The following is an 8,417-nucleotide window of genomic DNA, read 5'->3' on the forward strand; positions in this document are numbered from 1 at the left end:
GTCAGTTGGAGGTCACGATCACGATCACGCCAGGTGACGCGTTCGCGATGCCGGCGAATCGAGGCTCTGCGGAGACTCCGAGTTCAGCCGCGATCTTCTGCGCCGCTGCCTTCTCCGCCGCGGACGATCCGTAATACACCGTCGTCGTACTGACGGTGCCCTCGCTGTAGTTACCCGTCTCCTCGACGTTCCAACCTGCTGCCGTCAATTCCTCGGCGGTGCCTGCTGCCAGACCGGAGACGGTGCTGTTGTTGAGAACTCGAACGCTGACATTCGACGTGTCGGTGCCGCTCGCGGAGTTGGAAGTCGTGGTCGTCGCAGTTCCCGAGGGTCGCGACGTGGTGGTGGTATCGCCCGAAGCGGGTTGTGTCGTCGCTGCCGGCTTGGTGGTGGCCGGCGCGGGGGCGCTCGTCGTGGCAGACGCCGAGGATTCGGTCTGCTCTGCTGCGGTGTTCTCGTCGCCCGATCCACCGTCGCTCGATCCACCCAGTGAGGCTGCTCCGAGACCGATGAACACGATCGCCAACGCGATCAACACCATGGCGATTGCGCGAAGCGGAGGTCCGGACGGCTGCTCTTTCGGGGTACTCACGATGTCGACCTTATCGCCAGTGCGTGGACAGCCCGATCATATGTACGCGTGATTCAGGTGACCTCGAAGCCGAGGCGACGCGCGGCCCTGGCCTTCTGACGGCTGGCACGCAGACGACGCAGACGCTTGACCAGCATGGGATCAGCCGCCAAGGATTCGGGGCGATCGACCAAGGCGTTGAGAACCTGGTAGTAGCGGGTTGCCGACATGTCGAACAACTCCTTGATGGCTTCTTCCTTCGCACCGGCGTACTTCCACCACTGGCGCTCGAAGGAGAGGATGTCGTGCTCCCGGCGGGTGAGGCCGTCTTCGCCCACCTCGTGCATGCCTGCTGTATCTACTACCGAATCGTCGGCGCCAGTGCCTTCGGACTGGTTCCGACTACGCGCGGTTGCGCCGTCCATGTCACTCCTCGACTGCTGTGCTCGGCGTCAGCGAGACTCGTATGCCCGGTGTTCTTTTTCCGACCGAATTCTCGCGGCCGTGAGTTTCCCGGTCCCCTGACCCGAAGGTAACTCACAATTTCCCCCGCGGCCCACGTTCCGACCGAGCAACGAATTACATCGCTGTTCTTCAGCAACCATTGAACCATGATCGAGTGTGCGGGCCGTGATAACTACGCGGGCGCGCCGCACTATCCTTGTCCGCATGGCTATCCTCCCCATCCGAATCGTCGGCGACCCGGTACTGCACAAGGCGACAGAGCCGGTCACTCAGTCCCCGGCCGAGATCGCCGAACTGATCGCAGACATGTACGAGACGATGGACGCTGCCAACGGCGTCGGTCTGGCGGCCAATCAGGTCGGTGTTCCACTGCGAGTCTTCGTCTACGACTGCCCCGGCGACGACCGCAGCAGCGAGCGTCGACGCGGCGTCGTCGTGAACCCGGTACTCGAGACGTCCGAAATCCCCCAGACGATGCCCGACCCGGACGAAGACTTCGAGGGTTGCCTGTCCGTTCCCGGCGAGCAGTTCCCGACGGGTCGCGCCGATTGGGCGAAGGTCACCGGCACCGACGCCGACGGCAACCCGATCGAGGTCGAGGGCACCGGATTCTTCGCACGGATGCTCCAGCACGAGACCGGGCATCTCGACGGTTTCCTCTACACGGACGTACTGATCGGCCGCAACGCGCGCGCTGCCAAGAAGATCATCAAGCGTTCCGGTTGGGGCAAGCCCGGTCTGACCTGGACGCCGGGGACCGTCGACGATCCGTTCGGTCACGACGACGACGATTACGAAGACTGAGAATTCTGCTCTGAACGGCAACATTTCGATCGGTAGCCGGGTGGTCTTGCGATACAAGCTCCCACCCGGCTATTCGCATCCCATGACCGACGTCATCGGCATCCTCGAGGGCGCCGATCCCATCGCCGTTCGCGCCGGCGACGGTCGGCTGGTCCAGGTCTCCGCCGATCAGGTGATCGCGCTCAAGAGTCTCTCGGCCCGCCCGATTCGCATCGGCGAGATTCGAAACCTCGAAACGGCTGCTGCGGCGGCGTGGCCGGGGGTCGAGCAGGCGTGGATCGACGGTTGGTTGCTGCGCGCCGGTCACGGTGTCACCGGCCGCGCCAATTCGGCTTTGCCGCTCGGTGGTGCGGGGGCGGTTGCCGGCTTCGACGCGAGCACCATCGAGCGGATACGCCAGTGGTTCGGTGACCGCGGCCTGCCAACCCTGCTGCTCCTCCCCGATCGACTCGGCACCGCTCCGGACGGGTGGACCAGCAAGAAGGAAACCATCGTGATGGCCGCCGATCTGGACAATGTCACGCTGCCGCTCGGTCCTCCGGTCACCTCGTTCGCCGACCACCCCAACCACAACTGGCTGTCGATGTACGACGCCCACGGCGATCCGGCGTACGTCGAGGCGGTCCTCACGGCTGTCGTGGGCACTGCAACTTTCGGCGCGATCGGAAACACCGACACGACGCTTGCCATCGGGCGCGCTGCGCTCACCGAGGCACCCGACCACAAACGCTGGGTAGGACTGACCGGCATTCACGTCGCCCCTGAACACCGTCGTCACGGAATCGGGTCGCTGATCTGCGGAGATCTACTCTCCTGGGGTCGTGAGAACGGTGCGACGCACGCGTACCTCCAGGTTTCGGCGGACAACTTCGCGGCGATCGCGCTGTACGAGCGGCTCGGATTCGTCGAACACCACCGCTACCGATACGCCACCGATCCTGTCGGCGGCTGACGCTAGGCTTGCCCTCGTGCGCATCGCTACCTGGAACGTCAACTCCGTCCGTGCCCGTACCGACAGGATCATCGACTGGCTCGGTCGATCCGACGTCGACGTCCTGGCAATGCAGGAAACCAAGTGCAAGGACGAGCAGTTTCCGTACGAACGCTTCAAGGAAATCGGCTACGAGGTCGCCCACGTCGGGTTGAGCCAGTGGAACGGTGTCGCCATCGCTTCCCGCGTCGGCTTGGAGGACGTGCAGATCGGATTCGAGGATCAGCCCGGATTCGACAAGGATCCCGAGGCAGACCCGGTCCGCGAGGCACGTGCGATCGGTGCCACCTGCGGCGGTGTGCGGGTGTGGAGCCTGTACGTCCCCAACGGCCGTGAGCTGGAAGACCCGCATTACGCCTACAAGCTGGATTGGCTGGCCAAGCTGCGCGACGACGCGGAGGGCTGGCTCAAGCAGGATCCCGACGCGCAGATCGCCCTGGTCGGCGACTGGAACGTCGCTCCCACGGACGACGACGTGTGGGATCCCGCTTTCTTCGAGGGCAAGACCCACACGTCGGAGCCGGAACGAGCTGCGTTCACCGCCTTCACCGAGTCCGGGTTCGCGGACGTAGTTCGCCCGTACACACCCGGTCCCGGCGTGTACACGTACTGGGATTACACGCAGCTTCGCTTCCCGAAGAAGCAGGGTATGCGAATCGACTTCATCCTCGGCTCACCGGCATTCGCAGCTCGCGTCGAGGCGGCCGAGATCGATCGAAACGAGCGAAAAGGCAAGGGCGCCAGCGATCACGCTCCGGTGATCGTGAATCTCGGGTGATCGTGAATCTCGGAGCCTGATCGTCTGTTTGCACCCTCGGGCTTCTAGTCCTCGACGAGCAGTTCCAGATACTCGGGGTGCTCGCCGAGGTACCGCTGAACATAGGTACACACGGGCCGTACCGACCATTCACGTTCACGGGCGCAGTCCATTGCGAACTGCACGAGTACGGCTGCCAGTCCCTGCCCGCCGTACTCCTCTTTGACGACGGTATGCATGTACGCAACCACGTCGCCCGCTTCGGCTCCGCTCCCCGAAATCTCGTCTTCGTCGCGGTATCCGAGGATGCCGACCAACTCGTCGTCGGAGAGCAGTTCGAATCGTTCGTGCGACGGATTGTCCACGAGCGTGACTTCCGGTGAGGTTCCGGTTTTCGAATTTTCGATGTCGTTCATTGCGGCGACCTCCACGGCACGATGTGCACCTGCGCGATCGGCGACAGCTGCGTTCGCACGCTCTCCATAACTGTGATCCATGCCACTCATAGAATCAGCTACCGACGACGCTGTCCCGGGTTCGACCAATTTTTGCACCGGGAACGACCGGATCGCAATCGCAGTTCGCGCCGTCGTTCCCGCGAGAGGTGGGACCGAGCTGCCGTTTCCCCAGGTCCGATCGGTAGGCTCGTCGTCGTGAAGCTGCTGCCCCTGACCCCCGCCGGACAGACCCCGATTCGGGCATTGACCATCGCCGGAACCGACTCCGGTGGCGGAGCCGGCATTCAAGCCGATTCCCGCACGATGGCGATGTGCGGAGTGCACGCCTGCGTGGCCGTCGCCGCAGTGACGGTCCAGAATTCGGTGGGAGTCAGCGGATTCCACGAGATTCCGCCGGAGATCGTCGCCGACCAGGTGCGCGTCGTGGTCTCGGACATCGGCGTCGGTGCGGCGAAGACGGGAATGCTCGCGTCGACGACGATCATCGAAGCGGTGGCCGCGGTTGCCGCCGAGGTTGGGATCGGCCGCGACCGTCCGATTCCGCTCGTGGTCGACCCGGTGTGCGCGTCGATGCACGGCGATCCGCTGCTGCACGAAGAAGCTCTCGACGCGGTCCGCAACACCTTGATTCCGGCAGCCACGGTGGTCACTCCGAACCTCGACGAGGTTCGGTTGATCACCGGTATCGAGGTCGTCGACGACAAGAGCGCCCGCCAAGCGGCAGAAGCGCTGCATGCGCTCGGCGCTCAATGGTCCATCGTCAAGGGTGGCCACCTTCGTACTTCGGAGTTGTCCACCGACCTGTTGTTCGACGGCGACCGTTTCCTCGAATTCAGCAGTGCCCGGATCGACACCGGCAACGATCACGGCGGCGGAGACACGCTGGCTGCTGCGATCACTTGCGCTCTCGCACACGGCTATTCCGTTCCGGACGCGGTGGCGTTCGGCAAGGAGTGGGTGACCAAGTGTCTCGAGGCGTCGTACGACCTCGGCGCGGGACACGGTCCGGTGTCCCCGCTCTGGCGGCTCCAGGTCTAGCGCTCGAGGTCCAGGGCGCTAGTTCCGGCGCACGCGCCAGATTCCCAGGTCGACGGGAACTCCGTTGGGCGTGGTCGCGAAAAACCCTCGCCGCCATGGCCGGATCGTGAGATCGAGATCCTCCAGGGTGCCGGCTTCGAGTTCCTCGAGAGTTGTCGCCGACATCATGACGTTGCCGTCGCCGCCCAGGCCCATCATCCGGGCGGCGATGGTCACGTCGACGCCGAGCCAGTCGTCACCGATCTGACGCGGGGTACCCGTGTGTAGGCCGACGCGCATGCGTGGGGTGTATCCGTCGAGATCGACTTCCGCGAGCGCGTCCTGCGCGGTGAACACCGCCTTCAAAGCCGCATCCGGGCGAATGAACACTGCCATCAGACCGTCGCCCATCCGTTTGACGACGTGTCCGCCGTTGTCGGTGATCGGAGTTTCCACGGCCTGCGCCACCGCACGCAGAAGGGTCAGCGTCGCGCCGTCACCGGCTGCGAGCGACCAGGTGGAGAAGCCCACCAGATCGGTGAAGACGATGGTCAGTTCTTGATCGCCACGTCCGCGGCCCATCTTTTCCAGCGCTGCCTGCCACACCTGCAGTGCTCCGAGGCTCACTTCGCGAGTGGCTGCCGGCTTCTGATCGAGCAATCTGTCAGCGACGCGCGCCACGGCGCGGGCACCGCCGGGGCCGGCGAGCGAGAGCGGGTCCCCGAACCCTGGATCACCGGGTAGTGCCCGCCTGAGGCGTCGTAGCGCGTCGATGAGCTGCTGCCGACGGTTAAGTTCTGCCGCAGAGTTCAAGACGACGTCGACGACGCCTCGAACCGAGGAGGAAGAAGCACCTGCCGTGTCGGTGTTCTCCGGGGACAGATCAGCCATAACTCAAGCGTAACTCAGAGTTACAGACAGTGTGCTGCCGCCGTTCTCGCACAGTGGCCTCCTGGTCGCTCGCACAGTCGATCATTCGGTCAGTCGATCATTCGGTCAGTCGATCATTCGGTTCTGGCCTGTGTCCGGGCATCGCCGACGGGAACTCCGTTTGGCCCGCTCAAATCCTGGGCATACGTCGCAACTCCGAAGGCTACTGCAGAAGCGTTGGCAGCGAGCGCTTCGCGATCGATGTTCGCGAGGTTGTCCTGGGCACTGTGGTAGTTCGGGTCGAAGGTCTCCTCCGCTTCTCCGCCCCACTTCTCGGCCTGTGCCGGCGTCTTGCGCTCGTCCGCGCCGCTGAACACGCCACCCGCCGGGATCCCGATCTCGATGAACGGGCCGTAGTCGGAGCGCCCGTCGAAGTCCGTTCCGTCCGCCGCAATCCCTCGCCCGGCGAGAAAATCGACGAAGGTGCGCTCGATGCCCGCCGACCCCTCGGGCCCGGGCCCCTCCCCGACGGCATCCGAGTTGTCGCCGTCGTAAGCCAGGTATCCGGCGTTGGGCGAACCGAGCATGTCGAAATTCAGGTACAGGGCGATGTCGGCCCGTTCCTGATCGCTCAGACCCTCGACGTAGCGGGTGGAGCCGACCAATCCCACTTCTTCCGCTCCCCAGAAAGCGAAACGCACGGCATTTTCGATGCTCGGTGAGCTTCCCATCTGCAGCGCGGTTTCCAGTACGGCTGCGGTACCGCTTCCGTTGTCGTTGATTCCGGGACCTTCCGGCACACTGTCCAGGTGGGCGCCCACGACAACCACGTTGTCGGTCGCGCCGGTCTTGGTCTGCGCAATCACGTTGCGCGACTTCGTCGTTTCCGTCGACGTGTCGAGAATCAGCGTGAGGTCTCCGGGCGCTGCGGCAAGAGCCTCGCCCGACGCCTTACTCACCCCGCCGGTCGGAATGCGGGCGTCTTCGGGTTCACCCAAGGTAGCCCCGCCCAGCATTGCGTCCTCGTTGTTGGCAACCAGCAACGCCGCCGCGCCGCGATCAGCGGCGATCTTCTGCTTGTCGCCGAACGGGCACACTCCGCGGGTGACCAGCACGATTGCACCGTTCACGTCGCGGCCGTCGTAGTCGGTGGCCTCGCAACCGGGGGTCTCGTCGGCGGGAATCGCCACCAGACGCGCCGTGATTCCGGTCGGTCCCGTGGAGGTGGAATATGTCAGCGCCCGCACCGGAACATCGGAGCCGTCAGCGGCTTTCAGGGATTCGGTGCCGGGATCGAAGGAGCTGAAGTCGAATTCCGGGGTGCTGACCTCGAAACCCTTGTCTTCGAGCAGGTTTGCCACGTAGTCGACACTGGCGTCGTAGCCGGGGGTACCGGCCGATCGATTGCCCTCGTTGTTGGCGGCGATCTTCTCGAGTTGCTCCAGATGCCCGGTCACGGCGTCGACCGTGACGGTCTCGGAGAATGCAACCGGGTCTGTCGGGACGGCCGCTTCACTTCCCGACGCGCATCCACTCACCACGAGTGCTCCAGCCATTGCGACCACAACCACACCGAAGAGTCTCATCTTCGGAGGATATCGGCCGGAGCACAGGAAAGGGACCCAGTACGAATGGTTTTTCGTACTGGGTCCCTACTCTGCTGTCACTCCTTGTTCTCGGTAGGTCTCCCGACAACACCTACCGAGGGAGCGACAAGATCAGGCGTCGCGACGATTCACGATGACGATACTTGCTCCGAAAATCACCAGAACGAAGGCCGCGAAGTAAATCAGGCTGCCCCAGGGTCCCCAGTGGAAGTCGACGCCACCGCTGCTCGCACTGAGGAAGTGGTTTGCATTCGCGAACGGCAGGAACGGAGTGATCTTCTCGCCGAAGCTGCCGAACAGTCCGAACAGGCTCTCGATGAGCAGCGGCCAGAGCAGGAGCAACGCAATAGCGCCGGCCGACTGGCGAATGATCGATCCGACGCCGACAGCGAGAATCACGCACAGGAAGGCGTAGATCGGGATGCCGTAGATCGCGCGCCAGTCACTGCCGCTCGACAGAGTCAATCCGGCACTCGCCTCGGTACCGGCGATGGCCTTGGCCATGGCGTACGCGCCGAAGGCGAGAACAAATGTCAGTACAGCACCGAAAGCACCGATGAGGCCGGCTTTGGCGATCAGAACCGAGGCACGGTTCGGAACGGCCTGGAAGGTGGTGCGGATGGTCCCGAAGCGGTACTCACTGGTGACCGCGAGGGCCGCCATGATCATGAGAACCATGATTCCGAAACCCGAGATGCCGGCCGTGGCAACGGCGGTGTCGAGGTCCGGTGCTCCCTGGACGTCGGAGGACGTCAGAGCCGACTTGGCAACCGCGCCCATGATGGCCGCGAAGCCGAGCGCGAGCACGACGATGATGACCGAGCACCACAGCGGCGACTTGGTCGTGGTGATCTTGATACGTTCAGCACTGAGAACA

10 protein-coding genes are annotated in these 8,417 nt (G+C 64.0%); 4 read left to right on the forward strand and 6 right to left on the reverse strand.

Annotated features, from left to right (window positions below; translation table 11 throughout):
- Nucleotide 1: 1 nt before the first annotated feature.
- Nucleotides 2–592 (reverse strand): LytR C-terminal domain-containing protein, encoded by a 591-nt coding sequence (locus P3G66_RS21980; RefSeq protein ID WP_276117103.1) that lies wholly within the window; start codon nt 590–592, stop codon nt 2–4.
- Between the two features lie 53 nt (nt 593–645).
- Entirely contained in the window at nt 646–996 is a 351-nt protein-coding gene (locus P3G66_RS21985; RefSeq protein ID WP_007730120.1) for a DUF3263 domain-containing protein, read from the reverse strand.
- Nucleotides 997–1,240: 244 nt separating this feature from the next.
- Between P3G66_RS21985 and P3G66_RS21990 the strand changes: the two genes are divergently transcribed.
- From P3G66_RS21990 to P3G66_RS22000, 3 genes are read left to right on the forward strand one after another with little or no spacing between them, the layout of a single operon-like run.
- The gene (locus P3G66_RS21990; RefSeq protein ID WP_003945053.1) at nt 1,241–1,840 is read left to right on the forward strand and encodes a peptide deformylase; all 600 of its coding nucleotides are present in this window, start codon (nt 1,241–1,243) and stop codon (nt 1,838–1,840) included.
- Between the two features lie 40 nt (nt 1,841–1,880).
- Complete coding sequence (locus P3G66_RS21995) at nt 1,881–2,792, forward strand: GNAT family N-acetyltransferase (protein WP_082920556.1); 912 nt, start codon at nt 1,881–1,883, stop codon at nt 2,790–2,792.
- A gap of 16 nt (nt 2,793–2,808) precedes the next feature.
- Nucleotides 2,809–3,609, forward strand: coding sequence for an exodeoxyribonuclease III (locus tag P3G66_RS22000; RefSeq protein WP_054186900.1), 801 nt, complete (start codon nt 2,809–2,811; stop codon nt 3,607–3,609).
- 44 nt (nt 3,610–3,653) lie between these two features.
- On the opposite strand, the gene P3G66_RS22005 is transcribed toward P3G66_RS22000, so the two are convergent.
- Entirely contained in the window at nt 3,654–4,094 is a 441-nt protein-coding gene (locus P3G66_RS22005; RefSeq protein ID WP_306300985.1) for a GNAT family N-acetyltransferase, read from the reverse strand.
- A 147-nt stretch (nt 4,095–4,241) separates the two neighbouring features.
- On the opposite strand from P3G66_RS22005, the gene thiD reads away from it, so the two are divergent.
- Complete coding sequence (thiD, locus tag P3G66_RS22010) at nt 4,242–5,084, forward strand: bifunctional hydroxymethylpyrimidine kinase/phosphomethylpyrimidine kinase (protein WP_003945044.1); 843 nt, start codon at nt 4,242–4,244, stop codon at nt 5,082–5,084.
- An 18-nt stretch (nt 5,085–5,102) separates the two neighbouring features.
- On the opposite strand, the gene P3G66_RS22015 is transcribed toward thiD, so the two are convergent.
- The 3 genes from P3G66_RS22015 to P3G66_RS22025 form a co-directional block, all read right to left on the reverse strand.
- On the reverse strand, nt 5,103–5,954 hold the full coding sequence (locus P3G66_RS22015; RefSeq protein ID WP_007730127.1) for an adenylate/guanylate cyclase domain-containing protein: 852 nt from the start codon (nt 5,952–5,954) through the stop codon (nt 5,103–5,105).
- Nucleotides 5,955–6,067: 113 nt separating this feature from the next.
- Nucleotides 6,068–7,519 carry a M20/M25/M40 family metallo-hydrolase gene (locus P3G66_RS22020; RefSeq protein WP_007730129.1) on the reverse strand — a complete coding sequence of 484 codons (1,452 nt, stop codon included), beginning with the start codon at nt 7,517–7,519 and terminating at the stop codon, nt 6,068–6,070.
- Between the two features lie 132 nt (nt 7,520–7,651).
- Nucleotides 7,652–8,417 (reverse strand): ABC transporter permease (locus tag P3G66_RS22025; RefSeq protein ID WP_007730130.1); only part of this gene is annotated, 766 nt, incomplete at its 5' end.

It is taken from the genome of Rhodococcus sp. C3V (genome assembly GCF_029269915.1).
Lineage (GTDB): Bacteria > Actinomycetota > Actinomycetes > Mycobacteriales > Mycobacteriaceae > Rhodococcus_F > Rhodococcus_F qingshengii.

Coding starts and splice junctions, on each gene's coding strand:
- P3G66_RS22015 (WP_007730127.1), bottom strand. CDS start 5,954: ATGGCTGATCTGTCCCCGGAGAACACCGACACGGCAGGTGCTTCTTCC.
- P3G66_RS22020 (WP_007730129.1), bottom strand. CDS start 7,519: ATGAGACTCTTCGGTGTGGTTGTGGTCGCAATGGCTGGAGCACTCGTG.
- P3G66_RS21990 (WP_003945053.1), top strand. CDS start 1,241: ATGGCTATCCTCCCCATCCGAATCGTCGGCGACCCGGTACTGCACAAG.
- P3G66_RS22005 (WP_306300985.1), bottom strand. CDS start 4,094: ATGAGTGGCATGGATCACAGTTATGGAGAGCGTGCGAACGCAGCTGTC.
- P3G66_RS21985 (WP_007730120.1), bottom strand. CDS start 996: ATGGACGGCGCAACCGCGCGTAGTCGGAACCAGTCCGAAGGCACTGGC.